Origin of the sequence: Bacillus sp. FSL R7-0166 (assembly GCF_038008935.1) — a bacterium.
Taxonomy (GTDB): Bacteria; Bacillota; Bacilli; order Bacillales; family Bacillaceae; genus Bacillus; species Bacillus altitudinis.
In genome coordinates this window covers 3,027,445-3,051,923 of record NZ_JBBPAC010000001.1, presented here as the reverse complement: position 1 = coordinate 3,051,923, position 24,479 = coordinate 3,027,445, and the positions used below count along the sequence as shown (strand labels likewise).

The following is a 24,479-nucleotide window of genomic DNA, read 5'->3' as shown; positions in this document are numbered from 1 at the left end:
GAGTGTGCAAAAAGAAGAATTTATGGATGAATTACTTGCGTTTATGCAAGAAGAGGCGTACAAACCATTAACGGTACAGGAATTAGAAGTCATGATGGAAATTACCAATCCAGATGATTATAAAGAGCTCGTCAAAGCACTTGTGATATTAGAGGATCAGGGGCTTATCGTCCGTACCCGCAGCGACCGCTATGGTGTACCGGAAAAAATGAACTTGGTAAAAGGGAAGCTGTCTGCGCATGCAAAAGGATTTGCATTTGTGACACCAGAAGAGTTTGGGCAGGATGATATTTTCATTCCGCCAAATGAGCTAGGCACAGCAATGAATGGCGACACCGTCATGGTTCGTGTCAGCCACAAATCAAATGGCACCAAAAAAGAAGGAACGGTCATCCGTATTCTGGAGCGTAATACTCAGACGGTTGTCGGTACCTATACAGAAACGAAAAGTTTTGGTTTTGTCATTCCTGATGATAAAAAAATCACAAACGATATCTTCATTCCAAAATCCGCTAAAAACGGAGCGGTTGAAGGTCATAAAGTCGTTGTCACGCTGACAAGCTATCCAGAAGGAAGAATGAGTGCAGAGGGTGAAGTGACGGAAATTCTCGGTCACAAAAATGACCCTGGCATCGATATTTTATCGATTATTCATAAACACGGTCTACCAGGTGAGTTTCCGGAAGAAGCGCTCCAGCAGGCAGCAGACACACCTGAAACGATCGATGAAAAGGATCTTGAAGGTAGACGTGATCTGCGCAATGAAACGATCGTGACGATTGACGGTGCAGATGCAAAGGACTTAGATGATGCCGTAACCGTGCAAAAGCTCGATGATGGCAAATATAAGCTCGGCGTGCACATTGCAGACGTTTCTCATTATGTTACAGAGAATTCGCCGATTGATCAGGAAGCCTATGAGCGCGGAACGAGTGTGTATCTTGTTGACCGCGTCATTCCAATGATTCCTCATCGCCTGTCAAATGGCATTTGCTCATTGAATCCGAAGGTTGATCGTCTCACACTCTCTTGTGAAATGATCATTGATCGAAGTGGGAAAGTCGTCAAACACGAAATTTTCCAAAGTGTGATCAAAACGACGGAAAGAATGACCTATTCCGATGTGAATAAGATTTTAGTTGACCAAGATGAAGAGCTTTTAGACAAATACGAGCCGTTAGTACCAATGTTCCAAGAGATGGAGAAGCTTGCAGAAATTCTGCGTGACAAGCGAATGGAGCGCGGAGCAGTCGACTTTGATTTCAAGGAAGCAAAAGTGCTTGTAGATGATGAAGGCGCAGCAAAAGACGTCGTCATTCGTGAACGTTCTGTTGCCGAAAAACTAATTGAAGAATTCATGCTGGTGGCAAACGAAACAGTTGCCGAGCATTTCCACTGGATGAATGTTCCGTTCATTTACCGAATTCACGAAGAACCAAATCCTGAGAAGCTTCAGCGCTTTTTAGAGTTCGTGACGACGTTTGGTTACATCGTCAAAGGGACGTCAACGAACATTCACCCGCGCGCACTTCAAAGTGTACTTGATGCCGTCCGTGATCAACCAGAAGAAGTCGTCATTCAAACTGTGATGCTTCGCTCTATGAAACAGGCGAAGTATGATCCAGAAAGCATTGGACATTTTGGATTATCAACGGAATTCTATACACACTTCACATCACCGATCCGCCGTTACCCGGATTTAATCGTGCATAGGCTGATCAGAACCTATTTAATAGAGAAAAAGACAGACGAAGCGACCCTTGAAAAGTGGGGCCAACTGCTGCCAGAAATCGCAGATCATGCATCTACAATGGAGCGCCGCTCTGTTGATGCTGAGCGCGAAACAGATGACCTGAAAAAGGCAGAGTTTATGCTGGATAAAATCGGTGAAGAGTTTGATGGTATGATTAGTTCCGTCACGAATTTCGGACTATTCGTTGAACTGCCGAATACGATAGAAGGTCTTGTCCATGTAAGCTACATGACTGACGACTACTATCGTTTTGATGAACAGCACTTTGCCATGATTGGTGAACGTACAGGGAATGTCTACCGTATCGGTGACGAAATTACTGTCAAAGTGGTGAGTGTGAATAAAGATGAGCATTCCATTGATTTTGAAATCGTCGGGATGAAAGGCACTCGCCGTAAATCACCAAAAGACTTCAAGTTCAAAAAACGGACAGATCCACCAGCCAAAAAAGGACGCGGAGGTCAAAAGGCCTCTGCGGAAAAAGGCAAAGAGGATAAAGGCGGCGACTGGTTTACAGGTCGTAAAAAGAAGAAAAAGAAAAAACGCGTATTTGATAACGCACCGAAACAAAAGCGCAAAAAGAAAAAGTAACGTGACAAAAAGCAAATAGGGCATCACGCTCTATTTGCTTTTTGACCACGTGGCAGCAGCATTGTCGAAAGCTGGATTGTTTGATAAAATAATCCGTACGATTTGGACCGTGTCTGTGTCAAAAGGAGGGTGTACGCCAATGCCAAAGGGAGAGGGAAAGGTTGTTTCCCAAAACAAAAAAGCCAACCATGATTATTTTATAGAAGAAACATACGAAGCCGGCCTTGTATTACAAGGAACTGAAATCAAATCCATTCGAACAGGAAAAGTGAATTTAAAAGATTCCTTTGCCAAAATCGAACGAGGAGAAGTGTTTCTTCACAATATGCACGTGAGCCCATACGAGCAGGGGAACCGTTATAACCATGATCCGCTCAGAACGAGAAAGCTGCTGCTCCACCGCAAACAAATCAGTAAATTGATTGGTGCGACAAAGGAAGAGGGCTACTCACTTGTTCCCATTAAACTCTATTTGAAAAATGGCTTTGCCAAAGTGCTAATTGGAGTCGGTAAAGGGAAGAAGAAATATGATAAACGTGAAGATCTGAAGAAAAAAGATGCGAAACGTGAAATCGAGCGAGCTTTCCGTGACCGGCAAAAGCAATTCTAGACGCGTGCAGATGGCTTGCTGAGAGCGGAAGCATTATGCTACAATATGTTATGCAGTAAACAATCATCGTCGTCTTTTTACAGAAACCACCAGTTGTTTCGAGCGATGAGATTGTTATAATAGTCATATACGGAAGCAGTTAAGCGAAAGAACGTTTCCATCCCGTATATCCCTTTTACAAGGGGACGTTACGGATTCGACAGGGATGGTTCGAGCTTAGGCTGCGAGCCGAGAGGCGATCTCGTTAACACGCACCTAAATGTAACTGGCAAAACTAAAAGTTTTAACCAAAACTTAGCACTAGCTGCCTAATAAGCGCAGCGAGCTCTTCCTGACATCGCCTATGTGTCTGTGAGGAGCCCAATGAAGTAGGCTACGCTTACGTTTTCGTCTGAGGACGTAAGAAGAGATCCATCAGACTAGCTCTCCAAGCGCCCGTCAGCAGGCATGAGGATGAGTGAACACGTAAATATGTTGACTACGCTCGTAGACGCTTAAGTAATCGATGTCTCTGGACGTGGGTTCGACTCCCACCGTCTCCATCAAAACTTTTAGAATGCAGTCGTATCAAGGGTTTGAAAGCCCTTGGTGCGGGTCTGGCATCATTTTGGCATCATTTTAGAAAATTTCTTCTTCCATGAAAGCCACAACTTCCTTTTGTTTGGAAGGGTACAGATGGCTATAAGTGTTTAAAGTTTCTGCAACATCTGAGTGCCCTAAACGATTGGCTAGCACCAAAGGATTACAATTCTTATTTATTAAATATGAGGCATGAGAATGTCTGAATTCGTGAATAACAATCTTTCTGACATTCGATTCTTTTAAATATTTTGCATAACGTCTGTCGATAGTGCTGGTAGCTATACTATCGTAAAACGTTCCAAAAACCCTATAATCATTTTTAACTGGCGCTATTTTTTCAGCGTCCTTTTTTATGCCCTTTAATAAATCCATTACTTGATTTGGCATCAAAATAATTCTTATCGATGCGGATGTTTTTGGAGGGGTAATTTCTCTATTGTACTCCGTTTTATTAATGTCTATATAATTTTCTTCAAAATTGACATCAGCCCATGTTAAGGCAAGCAACTCTCCTTTTCTTGCTCCACTAAAATAAAGCGTGGAAAAGAATGCTTTATACAATGGATCGTCCACCACACTTATAAATGTTTTAAACTCTTCAAACTCCCAATAATTCAACCTTTTATTAACAGTTACTTCAAAATTACCAACTACTTTCGCCGGGTTATTCTCAGTACCATGATACTTCGCTGAAAAGTTGAATACGGCTGATAAGGTAGAATGGATTTTTTTGAGAAAATCAGGAGCATATTTATTAATGATTTTATTTTGATAAAGCATTACATGTCTTGGAGAAATTTTCTTTATTTCCATTTGTCCAAATTCATGTATTAGGTGGTTGAAGATGATATTTTTAATCACCTGAATTGATGACTTTTTTCGTCGAGCTTGATACCAGTCGAAATAAGATTGAGCAGCTTCTTGAAAAGTAATCTCAGCTACTTTTTCATCATTGTAGCCGAGTAGTAACTCTGCTTCGGCCTCTTGGGCATCTTTCTTCTTTTTAAAGCCTCTGCGTTTCACTTGTTTTTTTGTTCCGTCACTTAAAGTGATTCTCTTTGCAAAGTAATATGTATTGGTTTTCTTATCCTTATATACAGGCATCATTTCACCTCTAACAAATTTCCATTTTATCTTAGATTATTTATAAAGATAACACCATTTTTGTTTTTTAAAAAGTTTTGTTTATAGAAAATACGACTATGTCATCAAGAAAAACGTGTAAAATATGGTATAATAAAGAATTAAATAAACAAAGTAACAACTAAGAAATCAAAAAATTCTAAATAAGTTCGTCAGAAATCGACACACTTCTAATTAAATGGTTGGTAAATTTGTATTCGAAAAGGTGATGTCATGAATATATTAACAGCGAAAAATATGAGGGCTTATCTACAACAAATATTGAGATCAAGTGGCACTAACCAAAAAGTGATAGCAAAGCAGATTGGGATAAGTGATAGCTATTTTAGCAAATTTATAAATGGAAAAGAAATTGCCTTTTGGATGGCTCGTAAAATTATTCAGACGATCGATAAAAGTAATGAAGCTACTTTATTAAAGTTATATGTATCACAAGGTATTAAGAAATCTAATTACGCTGCTGCTCTTGAATATTTTTATTCAAAGCAAGAATATAATTTTGTTGAAGAATTGATTTCCTTAAATGGAGATAGGGGTCCTTATTTTTGTGAGCTATCAAATGTTTATAGATTTGTTTTGGATTCACGTTTTACCTATGAAAAACTAGAATCTATTGAGAGACTAAAACAAATTAAAACAGAACACATTGAATCTCAAATAGTCTTAGAATTTATTCATATGTATACTTATTTTCTTAATCGAAATTTTGAGATCACACTTTATAGAATTGAACTTATCAAAAAATTAATAGAGCAACTAAATGATCCATTTCTTCAAATTTCTTTCCAAGCAAGGATTGATGAAGTGCTTGCAAATATCTATTTGAAACAAAATAAAAACATCAAAAAGGCTCGAATAGTAGCCAAAAAAATTCTTGCTAGAGATTATAGTGAAAATCATAATATGACAGCTTATCACACATTAGGTCTATCTTATTTCTTGGAATCATATGATGAGTCTTTACACTATTATAAAAAAATGCTAACTCTAATGGAGAAATATAACGACAGAGATTCAGATTTAGTAGAAAATAAAATGGAAATCGCAATTCTGCAATATTATTGGGGCAAAGAAATAGAATCTGCTTACAATGTGAACGAATTTACCCAATCATTGATAACAAATGAAGGTTTGGTACGTTTTTATAATGAACCTAACTTAAGAAAATATGCAATGTTTTTAGACGGTATGAAAGAAAAATCCGAAAAGAAGTTGCTTCTATCTATACATTACTTTGAGAAAGATTACGAGAAATTTCGAGCAACATTTCCAAAAAAAGAATTGATGAAATTAGATTTTGCATATACACTTTAGAAATAAGGAGGTGTTTAATCTTGGGAAAAAAGCTAGTAATTACATGTTCCTTACTAGGATTATTTATCTCTACAGTTGCTTTATTACCTCATTCACAAGCAGAAAATGTTTATGAAACTAAAGATGTTAGACCAGGTGTATAAAACTTTTATATAGTACATATCAAAAAGACGCTACCTATAAGCTAGGTAACGTCTTTCGTACTTTTTAAGGGGATTTCCTACTTACCCTAAATTGAGGAAATAGGAAATTAGGAAACCGTAGAACATTATCTTGAGAGGAGTTCCTTATTTTGTCTAGTTATGAGCAATTATTAAAGAAAATAGAAAGAGAAATTTTAAAAGAAAAAGCGGCGCAAGGCAAAAAAAAATAAGTTATTCTTTATCTTTCAGATAGCTTTCTTTCAGGCTTCTCAATTCCTTTAAGCGATCTATGACATATTGCAATTCTTCTTCTGTAATTTTTGAACCATTATCATGAACAATGTTTAGTTTTTTTAAATCATCGATATTAATGTTTTCTTTTGACAATAATTCTTTTTCGCTCTCATCAAAGCTGTTTAAGCTGTCTTCATCAAATAATAAATAAGAACTGTGAACATTAAAATAGTCTGCTATTTGATTTATCACTTTAAGAGAAGGTGCCTGAGAGTTATTTTCGATCCTAGAAAGATAACTTTGTGAGATACCAATTTCTTTAGCTGCTTCCTCAACAGTTTTGTTTTTTTTAAGCCGTAGGCGTTTAACTGTAAATCCAATCATCCGATTCTCCATTTTTTTAACCACCTCTATGGGAACAGTTTTACCTTATATATTTTATGTATTATTTGTTGTTTATTATACCATACAGACTTTCCGCGCGGGAATATTTGCGGAAAAATAGACTTGTCAAGAATATTCCTGTGTGGTATATTCATTTTATATTCCTGTCAGGTATGTTAGGGGGTGTTTTATGATTAATTTAAATGAGTTATCGGGAATGCTTAAAAAGAAACGAATTGAGAGCGGACTTTCACAAGAAGAGTTCGCAAAGACTTTAGGGTTCACCGCTTCATATATATCTAGACTTGAAAATGGAAAGGTCTCTCCTACCTTTAAGAGTCTTGAAAGGATTTCAGAGCATATTGGTATAAAAGCCAACCTTTTTTTTGGTTAATATTATACCTGACAGGAATAAAAAGGAGGATGAATAAATGCACTTAAATCTATTTGTTGCCCGTAAGGAAAAAAGGATGTCTCAAAGAGAAATAGCTGAATTGATTGGAACACACCCACAAACTTATCATCTGAAAGAAACTGGGAAAAGAGATTTTCTGCTTGATGAAGCTTTAACTATTGCAAGTTTCTTTGGTCAAAAAGTGGAGGAATTATTTAATAAGGCGGAGGTTAGATCATGAATAAAAAAACAAGTGAACCTAAAGTTGGCGCTAAGAAAAAGAAAAAAAGCAATTTGTTTCTCGGAGAAGTTTTCTTTGGAACAGAAGATCGAGAAAAACTTTTTACCGAGGCAGTAGCACCGTATTACACGCCTGTAAAGAAGGAAGGAAATAAAGAGGATTGAAACTTTTGTTTCATTTTTTTAAAAGGACAAGCTCTTTCGGAAAAGTTATTTAAGAAAATCATATGGAGGTTTTAATATGAACGAAAAACAAATGAAAACAACCCCTGCTGCAACAGAGGTTGATTCTAAACTCTTCAAATATGTGGGTATTTCTGGTTACGAAATTAAACAACGAACGATTGGCGAACTTGATGTTACATCTATTCCACCAAGTACGTTGAATGTGGAGTTCTTATTCATCAGTCAGAATTTAGGTGTTGAAAAGTATAATCAATTTCTTAAAGACTTAAAAAAATTTATTGATGAACAAAATCAATCATAATCTCCTCTCAGCTGTGACAGATGATGAACTTCATAACAGGAGGGAAAGGGATGTAAATCGTGTTTTTAAGTCATTCCTTTCACTCCTATTCAGTTGGTTACAAAGTGAAATTTCCAGATTTTATATGATCATTTAATTCAGTATCTTTAGAGTTGATAAATAGTTTGAAGGCTGATTTATATAACTCTAGCTTAAACTCGGCAATTTGATCTGCTGCTTTACGTTCAATGGTAGTTGATTTTACAACTGCGAGTGCAAAATCATGTGCTTGTTCTTCTCTGCTTTTCATGGTTACACCTCCCTTCCTACGAGGGAGATTATACCATTTTTATCTAATTATGAGAAATGAAAGGAGGTTTCTTTATGGCTAAGTTCAGACATGTTCAAACAACTTTCTGGCAAGATCCAAAAGTGACGGAAGAAATGACACCTGAGGATAGGTATTTTTTTCTGTATCTCATTACTAATCCTAATACGACTCAAATTGGAATTTATACGATAACTAAGAAGCAAATAGCTTTTGATATAGGGTACTCTATTGAGTCGGTCAATAGCTTGATGGATCGCTTCGAAAATCATCACAAACTGATACTTTACAACAATAACACTAGGGAAATGGCAATAAAGAATTGGCCTAAATACAACTTGAACAAAGGTGGAAAACCAATATTAGACTGTGTCACTAAAGAATTAAATGAGGTTAAAGACAAATCTCTCGTGAGTGCACTGTATCCAAAAATTGAGAATGCGAGCGTTAGGGAATTGTTTGAACGACACGCTAACGATACGTTACACGACACGTCAACGACAAGTGGACAAAAAGAAAAAGAAAAAGAAAAAGAAAAAGAAAAGAAAGATATATTGTCGGGCAACCCGACTGTTGATGATCCAAAAACTCAAAAAACAGAAATTCCTTTCAAGCTGATTGTTGATCTGTTGAATCAAATGTCAGGTAAGAAATTCAGAACAACCACCCCAAAGACACAAAAAGACATAAGAGCACGATGGAACGAGGGATTTAGATTCGATGACTTTAAAAAAGTGATCTTGTCCAAATGCTATGAATGGCGTAATAACCCAGACATGAGTAAATACCTCCGACCTGAAACACTATTTGGAACCAAATTCGAGGGTTACTTAAATCACAGTGATGAGGTGATAAAGCGTGCAGAGCATCAAATCAGTGGCGGCGGAGGCCTTAAACGCAAGAATGACCTTCCATTCTGAATACTGCAATAAACACACATTCACAAGAGGGAACGAGGATGTCATCAAGCCTGTTCGCATGATGATCCTCAATGGCAAAATAATCTGCCCACGATGTGAACTAGATGCGAATGAAAAGAAGATTCAAAAAGACTTGGAGAGGCAGATCGAGTTTAGCCAGCGTACAAAGAATTTCAACATGCTGGAGAAGCGCAGTATCTTCCGAGACAGGACTATTGCGAAAGCAACGTTTGATAATTACAAAGTGACTGAGCCAGAGGAAACGGCAAACAAACGCCTCATGATGGAGCTTGTCGGTTATTTGAAACAAGGAAAAGTGTTTAATATCTTTCTGCAAGGTCATCCAGGAGTGGGGAAGAGTCATCTAGCTTATGCCGCACTTAAAGCTCTCAATGTGCCGCCTGATCCAGACAACCCTGAGGATATGGGCAGATCATGCTTGTTTATAAACCTTGCTGATGCTGCTTTTGCAATTCAAGACTCTTTCAACAACAAAGAAAGCAAATTCACACAAGGTTATGTAACTGGGCTTATAGGTGATGTGGATTATCTAGTGATTGATGATGTTGGTGCTGAAACGGGATCTGAACATTCAAAGAGCGAAGCCACTAACTTTATTCACAAGATACTTTATGCAGTCACATCGGCTAGACAGGATAAATCAACGATTTACACATCCAATTTAACAGGGGACAAACTAAAACAAATGTACGACACAAAACTTGTATTACGTATGACAAAAAAGTCTAAATACATTTTGTTTAAAGACACCTTTGATAAGCGTGACGAAGAATTGCCATTTTAGGAGAAAACTATGACCATCAGCAATTCAATAGCGTCCAAAATTGCTAGTTTAATAGCCTATAAAAAAACACAAGGAGGAACGATCATGAAAAAAGGCGGTAGAAAGCCCACGAGAGCCGAAAGAAAGATTTTAGTAGTAAATGGGTTGAACCCACTTTATTGGATCGTAGAAAAGAATCTGACGACATCTGTGCACGTTGTACACAGAGAGGTCGGTCGCAGAAAGGAAATTGCAAAGTGAGTGCTACTAGAATCATTTTAGAAGATTTCAATTTCGAATGGACCATTGTTGGCCTCAAGAGGTTTTTGGATTACTGGTACGAAGGCAGGTCTTTGAGTGAAATGGCCGAGCTGTTTCGCAGGCCAGAAGAAGAAGTGTTAATGCTGATGATTGATTTCAGCAAGCGTGGAAAGATCAAGGAGCGTCCGAACGGTGTCGGGGCAAATAAACTAATGTATATCAAAAAAAGCGCCATGAGCGTGAAGAAGAGAGAATTACGCAAGTTGTTTGAACAGCAACCGGTTTACTATGCTTGTCCGCACAGCGATTTCATATTTGATGAAAAAGACATCATTTTATTTAGACAAATGTGGCAGGACCACGAGCCTATCAGACACATTGCAAATCGTTTAGCACGCAATGTCGATGACATCCTGTTGCTGATTATAGATCAAGCCGAGTTAGGCAAAATCGAACCACGTAAGGGAGGGATTTTTGGAAAGGGGGACAAGCTACGTGAAGAAAAAAAGCGCCTTGTTGCTGCCATTTGAGAAAGCCACAGCGCGTCAGCTGGAAGTGATTGCGAGATATGAAGATTGTCCGACACAGCTAAAAACAGCAGCAGTTCGCCACCTCAAAAAGAGAGGAGGCATCAAGTGATGACCAGTGACGAAAGAGAGTTAATGATCGAGTGGTTGAGTCTCACAAACGTTGGTCGCGAATATTGCGAAAAACTATCAGACAAAGAACTCGAAAGAATCTATAATCTCAACGTTCCGCAGCGTGACGAATAAGAGGAGGTGAGCTTATTGGAAAAAGTAAAAAATCCATACAAATCGGGTCCAGTGAAAGCGTGGGTTATGTCAGAGGAAGAACTAGCAGCTTATAGGCAGCAACATCCACCCAAGCCATATAAAAAGAGACTCAAACGAAAAGACTGGCGTTGGCAGCGCACAGATCAATCCGTCTAGTCTCAACGGTAAGAATTCACATCAGTTCAATGTGAGTAATTAAGCTTAGGAACCTTAATTATATCACATTGGAGTGAAGATTGTGAATAGACCGCAGACTATCTCATTAACAAAAAACGAGCCTTTCACAACATTAGTTGAACAAGGCAAGGTACAAGTGATCGTGCTGGACGGGATCAACAACACAGCGCATTACATAGAGGCTCCCGAACACGGTCACACAATCATTGAAACGATTAAAGGAAGTTTTGAACGAGTTAGATTTGATTTCAGTTATAAAACTAAACGATAGCAGGGGTTCATCCCCTGCGGGGGAGGAAATACCATGAATTTACCTAAACATGTCGAGCTTTCACAGGCAGTCAAAGCCTGCAAAAATCAAGCAATGACGATTGATGATGCAGCTGCATATATAGGCGTGCCGGAATTTTTCGTACCGGTGCTTGCTGATAGTTGCCCTGATCTGATCATCGAAGGAAATGTAGTCATGGCAAAGCGTGAGTCAAACGGACCTGTCATCTTCACGCTGCTGGCTTTCATGTCCTTTATCGTGATCGCTGGGTTGATGAGCGGAATTGGATAATAGACAAGCAGGGAATTATTCCCCTGCTAGTCCAACGATAATTAAAGATATTGAATTGAGAGCAGTAATTAAAGATTGCAGCAAATCTTTGAAATATTTCGTAATTCTAGTGATTACATTTTCTCTATTAAGATTCATTTTTATCACCACCTCTTTTAAGAATAAACATATTATACACCAAAAATGAGAACTTGTGTTCGTATTTTTAAAAGTATTTAAGAATGATTAGGAGGAGAAGGTATGAACACCCAAAAAATAACTATTCCTGATCGTGACTCAAATGGTTGCTTGATCGGTTTTAGAGAATTAAATGTGCTTTGGGAATGCCCTACATGTGGATGCGAAATGTGCGAGCCTCAACTCACACAACATGCCGAAGATGGCTTTTATGGGAGTGTTCACACTTGGGAGAGCAAGTGCGGGCATGTAGCAAAATACGCAGACTTAAAGGAGATAAGCGGATGAAGCTCAATAAAAAGCAACAACGGCAAATCATTGAGCGAATGAACGACTTTGGAGAAAGAGGAGTTCGTTCGAATGGAGCGGATAAAGAAGCTGTTGCCGGCATGGCTACTCTTATTTGGATGCTGCAGGTCTTAAATATTGATACTGAATCATTAAAGGACGAATCACGATCATTTCCAATCGAAGAACTAAACCGCCAGTTTGCAAAAGAACAGGCTTTCCAAGCTCGCTATGATCATCATATCTCACAAAAATACGAAGCGATGGCAGGGAAATATGATGACTGGAGCAGTAGTGAAGATGCTGTAAAACATCACGTATTGAGTGCAAGTCTAGTTTATCAGCACGCTTTGACAGCGGGTTTTAAAGTGAAAACGGAGGGTGAATGAAGATGAAATTTTACGAGGTGCATGATCCATATTACGCATTGATCAAAGCAAAAACCAAAGAGAATGCTATGACAATCTATACTGATGTTGTCGCCGATGATGAAGAGGGAGAACTTGCAGAGAACATCAAAGAAGTGACAGGACTATATGCAGCAGCGAAATTCAGCCGCATTCCTGGAGAAGATAAAGAATTAATACCATTTGAAGAAGTCCTTGAGGATTTAACCAGCGAAGGAGAAATGATGCTGGCAGTAGACGGCAGTTTGATATGAGGAAGGGGAACATTATGAAAAAACTACTAATCACACTATCTATTATTGTGGCTGCGGTGCTTTATGCGCCGTCTGCTCAAGCAGTAACGAGCGGATATAAAACAATTGGAGGGCATACAGTCAGCGTATCAACGGATGCCAACTCATACACACCGAGAGCCAAAAGCATTGATGTCACGGCACGTAAAACAGGCAATGAGACAGTATACTACCGTTTCACGTTACAAAAGAAGGTGAGCGGCAAATGGAAAGATCAGCGGTTTAGTCTCGTTGGATCATTCAAGACCGCCACGCCAGCAAAAGAGTTTTACATCGTCAACCATACTGCTGGCACGCACCGTATCAAAATGACGATCTACAAAAAAAGCAATTGGACAGGTGTAAAAGGCCATATCTATACGCCAGCTTTTGAGGTGAAAAAATGACCATCAAACTATCAAACCTACCTGACGATGCGAAAATAATCAATGAGAGCGGCTTCCTTCTCCAAACAGCTGCAGAAACAAAAGAAGATATTTTAGAAAGAGGCGAACGCCATCACGAAGACAAATGGACTCTTTTATTGGATGACGATGTGTTCGGTGATGAGGTGGAAATAGATGTACTTCCCGTTAAAATCGTATGTCCTCATTGCAAGAGTGTTGATGGATTTTACACGAAAGAGAGAGTAACCGGCTCAGCTCACATCTACTACAATTCAGCCGGAGATTTAGAAGAAGAACAAGGCGCTATGTATGACGGCCTGTCGCACCACGGAGGAACAAAAGCCTATTGCAAGCAGTGCTATAAACCGATGGGGAAAACAAAGGATCTGGCATCTGGAAATCATGAGGAAGAAACATGGCGGAGGTAGCGGAATGAAAGCAGAAGACTTGCACAGCTATTACTGTGAAGATTGTGATGAATGGACATATCTTGAAAGATTAGAGCATCCGGGTGAGGTCCATTGTGCATATTGTGGGGTTGCTGATGTTAATATCAGCCCAGCCGATTATGAAAAACTCAAAGAATGGGTGAAGATATGTAATGAATCAGTATAGAGTGTATGACAAAAGAACAGATGAAACATTGTTTGAGTCTAAAGATAAACCTGCTTGTTATTTTTTCATACAAAGCAACTATGACGAGAGTGACGATGATTGGGAACATATTTTCATAGATACAATTAAATAAGTCCAAGACGGAGAGCCTGCGGACACTGATCAACACCTTTTTAGGGTGCTGGTTGGTGTCCGTTTTCTTTTTGTCGGAAAGGAGCAGCCATGAAGAAGGAAAAGGCGAAGAAACGCCCGCAGGAGCTTACAGAAAGAGAGATAAAAGAGCTCATGGGGCAAAACATGCAAAGACTTAAAAGAGCCAAAGGTGGGGCAATGCGCAGAAAATAAAGGGGGAATTATCATGAATCAAACAAGTTTAGACATTCCGCAGATCGACGAGGAAAAAACTAGAGCAAAGATGGAAAAAATGCTAGAAAAGTATAAAATGTTAAGGCTTCAAACTCCAGAAGACTTTCTTCCGAAGATCACAACAACTTACACGATTACGCCGCCTAGCTTTTCCAATCAGTTTCATTCATCGACCGAGGATGCAGCCCTTAAAAAAATTGATTGGGAAATCGAGCGTGATCAATTCATGAAACGGATTCAGCGTGCAATCAATCGTCTTACGCAAAAAGAGCGTCGCATTTTAGTTATGCTCTATATGCAGGATGAAGAAATGTATGATTATGAGATTTACGCTGAAATGGGCCTCAGCCAGCGGAATTACTATCGTGTTAAAAACAAAGCATACTATCGACTGGCCTTTGCACTTAGAGAAGAAGTGTACAAGCAGGGGGATTTATCATGAATTTTGTTCAGCCGATAAGAGATTTAGACCAAATTCATTATATAAAGAAGTATTTAGGTGAGAGGAGTAAAAGAAATCTACTGTTGTTTGTAGCCGGAATCAATCTAGGGTTGCGTATATCTGATCTTCTACTTTTACGTGTAAAAGATGTGAAAAAACAATATGTGACTTTGAGGGAGAAAAAAACAGGTAAAGAAAAGAGAATCAAGATAAATAAAACGCTTCGCAAAGCACTAGATCAATATATTAAAGGCCAGGATGATCAAGAGTATCTTTTTAAGAGCAGAGAAGGACTCAATAAACCAATCAGTCGAAGCAGCGCATATAAAATTATGAGGGATGCGGCCGATTATGTTGGTCTTGATAGTATAGGTACTCACACATTAAGAAAAACTTTTGGGTACTGGCATTACAAAAAATTTAAAGATGTTGCTCTACTGCAAGAAATATTCAATCATTCAACACCAGATGTTACATTACGATACATTGGGATTACACAAGATACAATGGATAGGACAATGGACAACTTTGGCTTGTAGCATTTCAAACTGAGTGCCCTTAATTTGTTGCAAACTTGTGTTATACTGACGTGTTTTTCGTGCAAGTATGACCTGAAAAAGTTCAATATTGTATTATGTGATAGATTTATAGGTAAGTATGAAAAATTATAAATAAGGAGATAAATAATGAATTTATCGGAATTGCTGGTTGAACTTGAGGAATGGGAGTTTGTGTTTCGTAAATGGACGAACTTCACTAAAGAAGCGGACGGTAGAAGTAACTTAGATCAGACAGATATTATATGGAAAAAAGCATTTGAAAGAATTTATGGTTGGGAAAACTGTGAGGATAAAGTTGCGAATGAACTTGCAGAAAACCTACTATATACAGGGGAGCTAAGAAGGATACATATAGACCATGAAGAAGTGTTGTACCATAATCATTATGTTTCATGGACACAAGCTGATAATTTGAATGATTTATATTGGTTTAATTCTTCAATACCCCATACAATAATTACAGCACAAGCTACAAAAGATAATCCAGGGATTAGTATTAAAGGATTTGAAGAATTCATGAAAAAATATCGTAATGAAAATTATATATTACTGACACAACCGGTTAGCTTAGAACAAGAAGTTATATTTCCGTTACAAGAAAGCATGAAATTGGGTGTTAAACAAGTGAAGTGAATCATTAATTATAGCCATTAATCTTTTAATTTAGAGAGGCTGTTAAATTTTATTAAAGAGTAATCATAGCTTTGCGGCTCTGCCTTTCCAGGTGGAGTTTTTTCTTTGTGCAATGAATTCTTTTTCACCAACTATTCATAATGAGCAAGTGTCTAACTCATTTAAACAAAATGGCTGAAAAATAAGCGGGACAAAGGATTCAGCTATTCCCACAGTTAGACACAATAATAGATATGGTTAATTGATAGATATACTGTATAATAATTAAGAAATAACCAATAAATTAACAGGGAGTTATTACATGGAATCTTTACCAGGTAAGTGGGATTTTGGATTTTACATCTATTCCACACCGTATCAGTGCGGATACTGTGAAAGAGATGTTGCATCTAATGAAGGAATTTACTGCAAAGTGGAGGATTATGGTGACGGTGATGTAGCAACTATTGTTATTTGTCCGCATTGTAATTTTCCGTCAATCATAAGTGTTTACTTAGATAAAGGGCAAATTCCGTTGCCAAAAATAGGCGGGAAAATCAAAGGTTTAAAAGAGAATATTGAAAAGTTATATGAAGAAGTTAGATCATGCTATTCAATAGGTTCATTTAATGCGGCAGTTTTGCTAGCAAGAAAACTATTAATGAATATTGCGGTTGATAAAGGAGCTGACGAAGGAGAAAATTTTAAATTCTATGTAGATTATTTGTCAGATCAATTTATAGCTCGGAATAATAGAAGTTGGGTTGATAAAATTAGACTTACTGGTAACATAGCGACTCATGAATTACCAGATATTCAGAAAGAAGATGCGGAAGAAATATTGTTGTTAGTTGAAATGCTTTTGCGTCTTGTTTACGAATTTCCGTCTAAATCAATTTAAACAACAGAACTTGAATTTGGCACACTTTTGGCACGATTTTGGCAAAGCGTTTTGTCTAAGAGCGGTTATGATGGTATTAGGTGATACTTTGAGAGCGACTTCCATTGCGGAGGTCGCTTTTTCGTTCGACAAAATTTGCGAATAATAAAATTTTACAAATGGCAGGTCGATATATAATCTGAGGTGATTAAATGACTAGGAAATTTGGGGAATCTAAATATGCAAACAAATATTTAGAAGATCGATATGGGAAGATTTATAATTTGACTTTTGATTGCAATGAAGAGTTAAAAAAATCAATTATTTTAGACCATGATAAAGACCAATTAAAGAGGATGTTAAAAAGGGTTGAAGCTACGATAAATATAGAAAAGGATACTCAAACGCTTTTCAGCCAGCCATATTCGATCATACTGGTTATGATAACTGTTATGATGTCAGCTGGAATGGCAATGATCTCAAGCTTGATGTCATTTATGAGCAACATTTTTGGGAGATTTCTAGATAGTAAAGATGTCAAAAAGATTAATTTTGACGAATTGTTTAATTCTATTGGAGATTTCACACCAGTAATTCAATATGCATTATTAATTGCTTTTTTTCCTTTTTTGGCTTTAATTATTTATTGGTATTTCTCTTTTAAGAGAAATAAAAAAATCATTGAAAAGAGATATGTGCTTTTAATTTTGTTAAGGGAAAGTTTAGAGAATTATGATGATGTCAAACAACAAATAAAACAGAAGAAATTAATCGAGTCTAATCTTTAATAGGCACAATTTTTATAAGTCAAGCTTCGAGATTTAATAAGTTTAGTTGTTGGATATTCTGAGTAAATTAAGGGATGAATTAAATGGATATAAAAAAGAAAATTAGTGAATTTTTAGAAGAAAAGAATTCATTGTTAAATAATGAATATGTTCAACTATTAGGCGATACTTCAAAAATAATAAACTTAGTTCGCGGTACATCCGAATTAATACTACAAAAGAAATTCGAATCGTTTTTAAAAGGATTCAGTAATGTTGAAAAACCAACTGGAATTCAATTGGAAAAATTAAAAAAATACATTGATAATGAGACTAAAGCTGAATTTGTGGCAGATACATTTTCTAAAATTTTGTTGTCTAATTCCAGTAAATCGTGTTTGATAATGGGAACAATATTAAAGGATATTGTAGAAATGCGGAATGATCTTAAACACGAAGAATTAATTGCTATCAATGCTCTAAAAGAATTTTATGATGTGGATATATCTAATTTTAATATTATACAATCTGTATTTGTTGAAAAATCAGAAGAGAAAATAGGTTTGACAGACATTCTTTTTAAGATAAAACATAATAACTTAGATGATATAAGTGTGCTAATGACTTTAGATAAAGCGGCAGCAACTCAATTATTATTTAAAACTTCATCCGTTGACATGTCTACTGAAGTAAATGATTTTGAGAATAGAAGAAAAGAAGCAGATGATTTTTATGTAATGACAACTGGAGGAAAGTTACTAACAAAGTACATTAGTAGAATTTAAGAACTCCTAGAATGACAAAATTTTGACCAGATCTTGGCAAACCGTTTTGTCTGAGAACCTTTAATGGTAGCAGGAAATAAATTGAAACTTAAAGAGTTTGTTTGATAATGTCTGTAAAGTCATACATTAAATATTATTATCCTAAATTTCGAAAGTAGTGTTAAAGTGATTACAAACGATGAAATGCTTGAATTGAAAAACCTGGTATCGAGTAAGAAAATCAGAGAATTTAGAAGTGATATGAAAAAGGCATATAAAGTAACGCTTTGTGGATTATTTGGTGACATTATAAAATATGGTCAATATAGAAATGGGAGATTTTATGGTATTGCAATGGACTTAGCATATAATCCATTATCTTACACACAGATTGTCCCAGAGGGCAGATTAGAAGATACTCTATACGCATTTTATTTATTTAATGATCATTATTTCTATAATGACGATATCAATGATTCCAAGTATTTAGATTCTGTATTAGAATTCTTTAGATCTTACTTATCAAACTATGAAAAGAAGAAGAGACGGTTATACCTTGTTAAGGATATTCAAAAAATATATGATATTAAAAAATTTCACTTGGTGCATGGTGTAAAAGTCAAAGATCATCATTGGATGGATATTAACTTTTCTCATCCTATTACGTTTACAATTCCAGAGTTTTTCAATTATGCTGATGTAATTAACATATGGAATGAATTTATTAGTGTATATTTTCAACTCTTAGCAGAAAATGACGATAAAGAAACAAGAAAGTTGCAATTTAGGTTGTCAACTTCCAGTAGACAGCTTGTTATAGCTTCAATAACATTTTTAGAATCTTATCTATATTATTACTTTTATAATTTGAAAAATGATAATACTCTAGCTGTAAGTCATTCAGTAAAAAAAGTAATTGAACAAGATGAATATTTACAAGACAAACAGATAATTAAGCAGATTATATTTAAGTTACACCAACATATAAAAAATGATGAAGCTGTTAAACAATTATTTAAAAAAATAAAAGAAAACATAAAGTTGAGAGATAGATTTATTCATAATTCAGCTTTTATAGACAAGACCAATCAATTATCACAGTTGGAACCATTAATGGCTTTAGAGACTGATAAAATTATAGACATTGCACAAAGTTGTATTGATTTTATTTTAAGAGTAGAAGAGTTATTACCAGAAGAAGAGAAGATTTTATTTTGGTGGGATGCATTTGAAACACCTGATTTTAAAAAGAAAAAATATATTAGTCCTTTAAATATAAAAGAAAATTAAAGAAAAACGCAGTTAACAGCTGCGTTTTTATATTTTTATAATCTTCCTTTATTTAAAAATAGTTTAAATTTGGAGGTTGAATTATGCCACCTAAACCATTAAGAGAATGTAAGGTGCGAGGGTGCAGAGAGTTAATTAGGGATGGTTATTGTCCTACTCATGCTGATGGTAAGCAGCAGGAAGCAAAATATTACAACAAACATGTTCGAGATAAACAATCAACAAGCTTTTACAAATCGAAAGAGTGGAAACAGACAAGACAACTTGTTCTAATGCGAGACAATTACCTTTGTCAAAGCTGTTTAAAACAAGATCGTGTCGTACCTGCTGCCATGGTTCATCACAAGATCGAACTTAAACAAGATTGGGGCAAGCGATTAGACCTAAACAACCTCGAAAGCCTGTGTAATAGCTGTCACAACAAGGTGCATGGTAAGCGAGGGTCATAGTACCCCCCGGCATTAAATCCCTAGGAAATGGCTTCGTGAAGATCGGTGAGCCGTCGTCTGCAAACAAACACCGCTTTTCAAAGTTTCCGAAAAACAGAAAAACCCCCTCGGCGAAAATGCCGAGAGGGCTTGGTACGACTGGTTTTGTTGTTAATTCGATCTTATCACGAATTTGATCAAAAACAAGCATAAATTTGAAAAAATCGAAACGGAATGAGGTGAAAAATATGCCGAGACCTGCAAAATCCGCAACGCTTCAATTAATACAGGGCAATCCAAATAAGAAAAACACAGATGAACTAGCGATGCGCGCCGAACAAGAACAGAAAATGAAAATGCGATCAAACAACATTAAACCTCCATCCTGGTTGGACAAGGTTGCTAAAAAGGAATTCAAACGGATTGCCGAGCTATTAAAGGAAGTGGACATTATAACGGAGGCAGATATCAGCATGTTGGCCGCCTATTGTAATGCCTATTCTCAATATATTTCTATTACAAAGGTGATAGAGGAAGATGGACTCATGGTTCATAAAGATGGATTTGATGAGGACGGAAATCCAATTGAATTGATTGGAGAAGAACACCCATTATTGAAAAGACAAAAGAACTTCTTTGATCAAATGAAGTCAGCTGCAAATGATTTTGGTCTTACTCCATCAGCCCGCGCAAAACTAGCGATCACCAAAACACAGGAGATTCGGGAAAAGACGGCTGCTGAAAAGGAGTTTGATAACGTGTGACAATTAAGCAGTTTATGATTGATTACTCAAATGATGTTCTACAAGGGAAAATTGTAGCTTGTCAAAAACACATTTGGGCCTGTCAGCGTTTTTTGAATGATGTTGAACGAGAAGGAAAAGAAGAGTTTCCATATGTATTCGATGAAGAAAAGGCCCGCAGATTTCTTTTTTGGATGACTCAATTTAAACATACCAAAGGACCATTAGCAGGTGAAAATATTGATCCTGATCCTATTCAGATTTTCATTTTTGGCAATGTCTATGGATGGGTCCACAAAGATACCGATATTCGCCGTTTTACAACTGTGTATTGGCAAGTTGGCCGTAAAAATGCAAAGACTCAAAGCTTAGCAACTGTTGGGTCATATGAAGCAATGGCGCTTGGAGAAAGTATGTCGGAGGTTTATATAGGTGCAACCAAAAAAGAGCAGGCTAAGATTTGCTGGAAAGAAATAAATGCTCAAATTGAGGGTAGCGACCTTCTCAATAAACCATCTAAAAAATATAAGGTAGCATATGGGACAATTGAACATATTAAAACAAAATCAATTATCACACCACTTGCAAAAGATGCCGGGAAAACCGGAGATGGATTTAACCCTCAATGTGGAATTATTGATGAATATCATGCTCATCCAACATCAGAAATATATGATGTTATTGAATCGGGTATGGGAGCAAGATCACAACCTTTAATGGTAATTATCACAACTGCTGGACCTGAATTGAATAATCCTGCTTACCGTGTCGAGTACAATTTTGCTTCTCGTCTTTTAGATCCAAATATGGTAGAGAAAAATGACCATTACTTTGCAATGATTAATGAGTTAGATGCAGATGATGATATTAAAGACGAGAGTAAATGGGAAAAAGCAAATCCGATACTTGCAAAACACGAGTTTGGCATAAATTATTTAAGACGGCGTTTGGAAATGGCTTTGAATGTACCGGAAAAAATGCGAGATTTCCTCACAAAAAATATGGATATTTGGGTGAACATGCGATCAAACGGATATATGGATATGCAGGCATGGTCTGATTGCGGGGTGAGTGAAGGTCTACCAGATTTAAAAGGTAAGGAATGTTATGCAGGGATTGACCTATCAAAACGTATTGATTTAACAGCTGCCAGTTTTGAATTTCCACTCGAAAATGGGATGTATTATGTTACAGCGCATGGCTTTATGCCAGAAGATACTTTTCATGAAAGGATGAAAACTGACAAGGTACCGTATGATTTGTGGGTCAAAAAAGGTTGGCTAACTCTTACTGATGGTGCTGTCGTTGACTATGATTATATTCGTGCGTACATCAAAAAAATGGAAATGGATAAAGGGTGGAAAATCAAAGAGATTGGATATGATCCATATAACGCAACGCAGTTTGCGCAGCAGATGGAAGCTGATGGATATGTCATGATCGAGATCAGGCAAGGGGTGCAAACCTTATCTGAGCCGACCAAAGATTTACGTGAGAAAGCTAAAGCGCGAAAATTAATCCATGACAACAATGATCTATTGACGTGGGCGATGGGGAATGCCGTCACAAAGATTGACGCGCAGGAGAATATCATGCTTGATAAATCAAAGTCGTCACAACGTATTGATCCAGCAGCTGCACTTATAAACGCTCATGTGAGAGCTAGTCAAAATGATGATCATTTAGATTTGAATGAGTATATTTTGTCAGGAGGCTTTTCATTCTAATGAAAAATATCATTAAGCAAGTTATGATTTTTCTGTACTCAATATTAAATGACCTAGTATTTTTTGCTGGGGCAATCTTTATTACTATAGCAGCTTATAAAATACATGAAATCATCGGTCTTTTAGTGACTGGTGGTTTTTTTATATTTACAGCAATTTTAATGAGCCGAAGGAGGTGATTAATTGTTATTAGAAGGTATGTTTTCTAAGAGATCAGCAGATTCAGACAGTGGCTGGGGAATGTCACAAGTCCCGCAATGGGTGTTTGATATTTTCGGTGGTGGTAAAACGGCAAGCGGGGAGAAAGTGAGTGAATCGACCTCGTTAAAACATCCTGATGTTTTTTCTTGTATCAATGTTTTGTCAGATGATATAGCAAAACTATCTGTCCATATGTTTAGGAGGCTGGGAGAGAATATTTCAGGAGAGCGTGACCATCCTGTTTTTAAATTGCTCTATTTAAAGCCCAATCAATATATGACAGCTTTTACTTGGAAAAAATTAATGATGACGCATGTTTGTATGTGGGGAAATGCATATTCTTTGATTCTTTCAGATAAAACGGGTGATATCAAAACATTAATCCCTCTTAATCCAGCGAATACACATCCCTATCTTGATCCAAAAACAGGGGAGTTGTGGTACGAAACAATAATCAATAACAAACGAGCTGAATTACATGCGGAGGAAGTTCTGCACTTTAAAGGAATGACGGAAGATGGGATAGTAGGTCTCAGTCCAATTCGGGTTGCAAGAGAAAATATTGGTGCTCAATCTGCCGCAACAAAGTTTAACGCGAAATTGTATAAAAATGATGCAACACCAAGAGGTATTTTGAAAATCCCAACCCTGTTACAACCAGAGGCAAAAGAGGTTGCAAGAAAAGAATGGATGAGAGTAAATGCGGGAGAAAGCATTGCGATTGTCGATGCTGGTCTCGACTATCAATCTATATCAATGCCTCTAAAAGATGCCGAATTTGTAGAGTCTATGAAATTCAATAAGGCTCAAATTGCTTCCATATTCAAAGTTCCCCTTCATAAAATAAACGAATTGGATCGCGCTACATTTAGTAATATCGAACATCAATCTATAGAATATGTGAAGAACACTTTACAGCCGTGGATCGTTTCCTTTGAACAAGAAATCAATACAAAGCTGTTTACTGATGCTGAAATAAGGCAAGGGCTATATGTTCAATTTAATGTTAATAGTGAATTGCGCGGTGATTCAAAATCAAGAGCTGAATTCTATGAAATTATGGAACGAATTGGAGCTATGAATATAAATGAAATTCGTGCCCTTGAGTCAAAGAATGCTATTCCTGATGGGGACAGACACCTAGTTTCACTGAATTACACTTTCTTAGATATGTTAGATCAATATCAGATGGCTAAAGCTGGCCATAAAGGAGGTGATCCGAATAATGCCGAAGGAAATCAGACAGCTAACGACGGAAATTGAAGTTAGGTCACTTGATGATGAAAGCAAAAGTGAATATGTAGAGGGTTATGCCCTTAAATTTGAAAAATGGTCTGAGCGTCTTGGGTGGTTTAAGGAAATCATCAGCCGTGGAGCGTTGGACGAAGCAGATATGTCCAATGTAATTGCTTTATTTAATCATAAAATTGATTATCCATTAGCAAGAAACACTGTTTCAACGGGAGCTGGTAGTCTCCAATTAACTGTTGATGCAATAGGGCTGAAATTTAGATTTGAGCCAACAGACACCACTTATGGACAAGATTTGATGAAGAATTTGAGAGCAGGCGTCATCAATCAATGTTCTTTTTCGTTTTCTCTTGATCATTCAGGTGATGAAGAACCTGATGAATGGACAAGAAATGAAGAAGAAAAGTTATATGAGCGCCGAATTAATCGAATCAATCGCATTTTTGACATTTCACTTGTGACAACTCCTGCATATAGCGATACGGAAGCTGTTGTAGGAGAAAGAAGTCTAGAAAAAGTAGAAGTTTTAAAAAGACAAAAAAACACATCAAATAAGAGGATTGAGCTGGAACTAGACTTATTAGACCTGACTATATAGTGGG

The 24,479-nt window shown here is 36.9% G+C and carries 40 protein-coding genes and 1 other RNA gene; 38 read left to right on the top strand and 3 right to left on the bottom strand.

The features are described 5' to 3' along the window. Positions 1–4: 4 nt before the first annotated feature. From rnr to ssrA, 3 genes are all read left to right on the top strand, one after another. Positions 5–2,344: a ribonuclease R gene (rnr, locus tag NST01_RS15930; RefSeq protein WP_125589640.1), complete on the top strand. Its 2,340-nt coding sequence runs from the start codon at positions 5–7 to the stop codon at positions 2,342–2,344. Positions 2,345–2,483: 139 nt separating this feature from the next. Beyond that, a complete protein-coding gene (gene smpB / locus NST01_RS15925; protein WP_326115033.1) occupies positions 2,484–2,954 on the top strand; it encodes an SsrA-binding protein SmpB in 471 nt (156 codons plus the stop codon). A 181-nt stretch (positions 2,955–3,135) separates the two neighbouring features. After that, positions 3,136–3,499: a transfer-messenger RNA gene (gene ssrA / locus NST01_RS15920) on the top strand. 73 nt (positions 3,500–3,572) lie between these two features. Here ssrA and NST01_RS15915 read toward each other — a convergent pair. Then, the gene (locus NST01_RS15915) at positions 3,573–4,640 is read right to left on the bottom strand and encodes a tyrosine-type recombinase/integrase (RefSeq protein ID WP_341042158.1); all 1,068 of its coding nucleotides are present in this window, start codon (positions 4,638–4,640) and stop codon (positions 3,573–3,575) included. A gap of 252 nt (positions 4,641–4,892) precedes the next feature. Between NST01_RS15915 and NST01_RS15910 the strand changes: the two genes are divergently transcribed. After that, the gene (locus NST01_RS15910) at positions 4,893–5,993 is read left to right on the top strand and encodes an AimR family lysis-lysogeny pheromone receptor (RefSeq protein WP_341042157.1); all 1,101 of its coding nucleotides are present in this window, start codon (positions 4,893–4,895) and stop codon (positions 5,991–5,993) included. Between the two features lie 20 nt (positions 5,994–6,013). After that, positions 6,014–6,136 (top strand): hypothetical protein, encoded by a 123-nt coding sequence (locus tag NST01_RS15905; protein ID WP_280513598.1) that lies wholly within the window; start codon positions 6,014–6,016, stop codon positions 6,134–6,136. Between the two features lie 231 nt (positions 6,137–6,367). Here the strand turns inward: NST01_RS15905 and NST01_RS15900 are convergent, their stop codons facing one another. Further along, the gene (locus NST01_RS15900) at positions 6,368–6,766 is read right to left on the bottom strand and encodes a helix-turn-helix domain-containing protein (RefSeq protein WP_151284822.1); all 399 of its coding nucleotides are present in this window, start codon (positions 6,764–6,766) and stop codon (positions 6,368–6,370) included. 178 nt (positions 6,767–6,944) lie between these two features. Between NST01_RS15900 and NST01_RS15895 the strand changes: the two genes are divergently transcribed. From NST01_RS15895 to NST01_RS15880, 4 genes are all read left to right on the top strand, one after another. Continuing rightward, on the top strand, positions 6,945–7,148 hold the full coding sequence (locus NST01_RS15895; protein WP_071168555.1) for a helix-turn-helix domain-containing protein: 204 nt from the start codon (positions 6,945–6,947) through the stop codon (positions 7,146–7,148). A 37-nt stretch (positions 7,149–7,185) separates the two neighbouring features. Continuing rightward, positions 7,186–7,389, top strand: a complete 204-nt coding sequence (locus NST01_RS15890) for a helix-turn-helix transcriptional regulator (protein WP_066030369.1) — start codon at positions 7,186–7,188, stop codon at positions 7,387–7,389. After that, positions 7,386–7,553: a hypothetical protein gene (locus NST01_RS15885; protein WP_341042151.1), complete on the top strand. Its 168-nt coding sequence runs from the start codon at positions 7,386–7,388 to the stop codon at positions 7,551–7,553. Before NST01_RS15890 ends, NST01_RS15885 begins: the two co-directional genes overlap by 4 nt. A gap of 76 nt (positions 7,554–7,629) precedes the next feature. Further along, positions 7,630–7,875, top strand: a complete 246-nt coding sequence (locus tag NST01_RS15880; RefSeq protein ID WP_341042150.1) for a hypothetical protein — start codon at positions 7,630–7,632, stop codon at positions 7,873–7,875. A gap of 97 nt (positions 7,876–7,972) precedes the next feature. On the opposite strand, the gene NST01_RS15875 is transcribed toward NST01_RS15880, so the two are convergent. Further along, positions 7,973–8,164: a hypothetical protein gene (locus NST01_RS15875; protein ID WP_071168557.1), complete on the bottom strand. Its 192-nt coding sequence runs from the start codon at positions 8,162–8,164 to the stop codon at positions 7,973–7,975. Positions 8,165–8,238: 74 nt separating this feature from the next. Here NST01_RS15875 and NST01_RS15870 point away from each other — a divergent pair, with 74 nt between their 5' ends. The 29 genes from NST01_RS15870 (at position 8,239) to NST01_RS15730 (ending at position 24,475) form a co-directional block, all read left to right on the top strand. After that, positions 8,239–9,102 (top strand): conserved phage C-terminal domain-containing protein, encoded by an 864-nt coding sequence (locus NST01_RS15870; protein ID WP_341042149.1) that lies wholly within the window; start codon positions 8,239–8,241, stop codon positions 9,100–9,102. Next, complete coding sequence (locus NST01_RS15865) at positions 9,041–9,907, top strand: ATP-binding protein (RefSeq protein ID WP_341042147.1); 867 nt, start codon at positions 9,041–9,043, stop codon at positions 9,905–9,907. Before NST01_RS15870 ends, NST01_RS15865 begins: the two co-directional genes overlap by 62 nt. An 84-nt stretch (positions 9,908–9,991) precedes the next feature. After that, the gene (locus tag NST01_RS15860; protein ID WP_341042146.1) at positions 9,992–10,147 is read left to right on the top strand and encodes a DUF6906 family protein; all 156 of its coding nucleotides are present in this window, start codon (positions 9,992–9,994) and stop codon (positions 10,145–10,147) included. Further along, positions 10,144–10,677, top strand: coding sequence for a hypothetical protein (locus NST01_RS15855; protein ID WP_341042145.1), 534 nt, complete (start codon positions 10,144–10,146; stop codon positions 10,675–10,677). Before NST01_RS15860 ends, NST01_RS15855 begins: the two co-directional genes overlap by 4 nt. Further along, complete coding sequence (locus tag NST01_RS15850; protein WP_189318026.1) at positions 10,643–10,786, top strand: hypothetical protein; 144 nt, start codon at positions 10,643–10,645, stop codon at positions 10,784–10,786. Before NST01_RS15855 ends, NST01_RS15850 begins: the two co-directional genes overlap by 35 nt. Next, complete coding sequence (locus NST01_RS15845; protein ID WP_142392784.1) at positions 10,786–10,920, top strand: BH0509 family protein; 135 nt, start codon at positions 10,786–10,788, stop codon at positions 10,918–10,920. The genes NST01_RS15850 and NST01_RS15845 overlap by 1 nt, the downstream gene beginning before the upstream one ends. Positions 10,921–10,935: 15 nt before the next feature. Then, positions 10,936–11,097, top strand: coding sequence for a hypothetical protein (locus tag NST01_RS15840; protein WP_341042142.1), 162 nt, complete (start codon positions 10,936–10,938; stop codon positions 11,095–11,097). Positions 11,098–11,179: 82 nt separating this feature from the next. After that, a complete protein-coding gene (locus tag NST01_RS15835) occupies positions 11,180–11,389 on the top strand; it encodes an XtrA/YqaO family protein (RefSeq protein WP_341042141.1) in 210 nt (69 codons plus the stop codon). A 33-nt stretch (positions 11,390–11,422) separates the two neighbouring features. After that, positions 11,423–11,680 (top strand): hypothetical protein, encoded by a 258-nt coding sequence (locus NST01_RS15830; RefSeq protein WP_341042140.1) that lies wholly within the window; start codon positions 11,423–11,425, stop codon positions 11,678–11,680. 240 nt (positions 11,681–11,920) lie between these two features. Further along, a complete protein-coding gene (locus NST01_RS15825; RefSeq protein WP_059375633.1) occupies positions 11,921–12,145 on the top strand; it encodes a hypothetical protein in 225 nt (74 codons plus the stop codon). Continuing rightward, positions 12,142–12,534 (top strand): hypothetical protein, encoded by a 393-nt coding sequence (locus tag NST01_RS15820; protein ID WP_341042139.1) that lies wholly within the window; start codon positions 12,142–12,144, stop codon positions 12,532–12,534. The genes NST01_RS15825 and NST01_RS15820 overlap by 4 nt, the downstream gene beginning before the upstream one ends. A gap of 2 nt (positions 12,535–12,536) precedes the next feature. Beyond that, on the top strand, positions 12,537–12,806 hold the full coding sequence (locus tag NST01_RS15815) for a hypothetical protein (protein ID WP_341042137.1): 270 nt from the start codon (positions 12,537–12,539) through the stop codon (positions 12,804–12,806). 14 nt (positions 12,807–12,820) lie between these two features. Further along, on the top strand, positions 12,821–13,231 hold the full coding sequence (locus NST01_RS15810; RefSeq protein ID WP_341042136.1) for a hypothetical protein: 411 nt from the start codon (positions 12,821–12,823) through the stop codon (positions 13,229–13,231). Next, positions 13,228–13,659 (top strand): hypothetical protein, encoded by a 432-nt coding sequence (locus NST01_RS15805; RefSeq protein WP_341042135.1) that lies wholly within the window; start codon positions 13,228–13,230, stop codon positions 13,657–13,659. Before NST01_RS15810 ends, NST01_RS15805 begins: the two co-directional genes overlap by 4 nt. Positions 13,660–13,663: 4 nt before the next feature. After that, positions 13,664–13,846 carry a hypothetical protein gene (locus tag NST01_RS15800; RefSeq protein ID WP_341042134.1) on the top strand — a complete coding sequence of 61 codons (183 nt, stop codon included), beginning with the start codon at positions 13,664–13,666 and terminating at the stop codon, positions 13,844–13,846. Positions 13,847–14,068: 222 nt separating this feature from the next. Next, entirely contained in the window at positions 14,069–14,191 is a 123-nt protein-coding gene (locus NST01_RS15795) for a hypothetical protein (protein ID WP_341042133.1), read from the top strand. Between the two features lie 13 nt (positions 14,192–14,204). Continuing rightward, positions 14,205–14,654, top strand: coding sequence for an ArpU family phage packaging/lysis transcriptional regulator (locus NST01_RS15790; protein WP_341042131.1), 450 nt, complete (start codon positions 14,205–14,207; stop codon positions 14,652–14,654). Further along, positions 14,651–15,193 (top strand): site-specific integrase, encoded by a 543-nt coding sequence (locus tag NST01_RS15785; RefSeq protein ID WP_341042130.1) that lies wholly within the window; start codon positions 14,651–14,653, stop codon positions 15,191–15,193. Before NST01_RS15790 ends, NST01_RS15785 begins: the two co-directional genes overlap by 4 nt. Before the next feature lie 147 nt (positions 15,194–15,340). After that, positions 15,341–15,847 (top strand): hypothetical protein, encoded by a 507-nt coding sequence (locus tag NST01_RS15780; RefSeq protein WP_341042129.1) that lies wholly within the window; start codon positions 15,341–15,343, stop codon positions 15,845–15,847. Between the two features lie 301 nt (positions 15,848–16,148). After that, positions 16,149–16,727, top strand: a complete 579-nt coding sequence (locus tag NST01_RS15775) for a DUF4145 domain-containing protein (protein WP_341042128.1) — start codon at positions 16,149–16,151, stop codon at positions 16,725–16,727. Between the two features lie 191 nt (positions 16,728–16,918). After that, positions 16,919–17,494, top strand: coding sequence for a hypothetical protein (locus NST01_RS15770; RefSeq protein ID WP_341042126.1), 576 nt, complete (start codon positions 16,919–16,921; stop codon positions 17,492–17,494). 83 nt (positions 17,495–17,577) lie between these two features. Continuing rightward, a complete protein-coding gene (locus tag NST01_RS15765) occupies positions 17,578–18,258 on the top strand; it encodes a hypothetical protein (RefSeq protein ID WP_341042124.1) in 681 nt (226 codons plus the stop codon). Positions 18,259–18,423: 165 nt separating this feature from the next. Next, the gene (locus NST01_RS15760; RefSeq protein WP_341042123.1) at positions 18,424–19,527 is read left to right on the top strand and encodes a hypothetical protein; all 1,104 of its coding nucleotides are present in this window, start codon (positions 18,424–18,426) and stop codon (positions 19,525–19,527) included. Between the two features lie 83 nt (positions 19,528–19,610). Beyond that, positions 19,611–19,976, top strand: coding sequence for an HNH endonuclease (locus NST01_RS15755; protein ID WP_341042122.1), 366 nt, complete (start codon positions 19,611–19,613; stop codon positions 19,974–19,976). 227 nt (positions 19,977–20,203) lie between these two features. Beyond that, complete coding sequence (locus NST01_RS15750) at positions 20,204–20,719, top strand: phage terminase small subunit P27 family (RefSeq protein WP_144455648.1); 516 nt, start codon at positions 20,204–20,206, stop codon at positions 20,717–20,719. 14 nt (positions 20,720–20,733) lie between these two features. Then, entirely contained in the window at positions 20,734–22,425 is a 1,692-nt protein-coding gene (locus tag NST01_RS15745; RefSeq protein ID WP_341042575.1) for a terminase large subunit, read from the top strand. Beyond that, positions 22,425–22,604: a hypothetical protein gene (locus tag NST01_RS15740; RefSeq protein ID WP_035701870.1), complete on the top strand. Its 180-nt coding sequence runs from the start codon at positions 22,425–22,427 to the stop codon at positions 22,602–22,604. The genes NST01_RS15745 and NST01_RS15740 overlap by 1 nt, the downstream gene beginning before the upstream one ends. Before the next feature lie 4 nt (positions 22,605–22,608). After that, a complete protein-coding gene (locus NST01_RS15735) occupies positions 22,609–23,889 on the top strand; it encodes a phage portal protein (RefSeq protein ID WP_135226619.1) in 1,281 nt (426 codons plus the stop codon). After that, entirely contained in the window at positions 23,852–24,475 is a 624-nt protein-coding gene (locus NST01_RS15730; protein ID WP_035701867.1) for an HK97 family phage prohead protease, read from the top strand. The genes NST01_RS15735 and NST01_RS15730 overlap by 38 nt, the downstream gene beginning before the upstream one ends. Positions 24,476–24,479 lie beyond the last annotated feature (4 nt).